The organism is Candidatus Protochlamydia sp. W-9 (assembly GCF_001950615.1).
GTDB lineage: Bacteria > Chlamydiota > Chlamydiia > Chlamydiales > Parachlamydiaceae > Protochlamydia > Protochlamydia amoebophila.
Window position 1 is genome coordinate 1 of the sequence record NZ_BCPZ01000326.1, and the last position, 339, is coordinate 339.

The 339-nt window shown below is 32.7% G+C and carries 1 pseudogene; it reads left to right on the forward strand.

The annotated features are described in order from the left end of the window. A pseudogene (locus BU804_RS09080) lies at positions 1 to 339 on the forward strand (IS982 family transposase); the annotation flags it as partial.

A 339-nucleotide genomic window follows, 5' to 3' on the forward strand; every position in this document is an offset into this window, starting at 1 on the left:
TCTGGAAGACTTTTGGGCAGAAATGGAATAAGCAGTTAATTGATCATGGCAAAACAAAGCGAGGACCTCAACCTGAATGATCGATACCAGAGATGATGACAATTGTCATTTTATTTCATCAATCAAATGATCGAACATATAAGCACTTTTATGGGTATGTTACCAAATACTTAGTTAAAGAATTCCAAACTTAATTAGTTATAGCCGCTTTGTTTATTTAAAGAAGAACCTTTTTGTTCCTCTATTTGCTTATCTTTTGGATAAAAGAGGAGAAATCACAGGAATTGCTTTTATTGATTTTCCATCGATAGATGTTTGCCACAATAAACGCATAAAAAG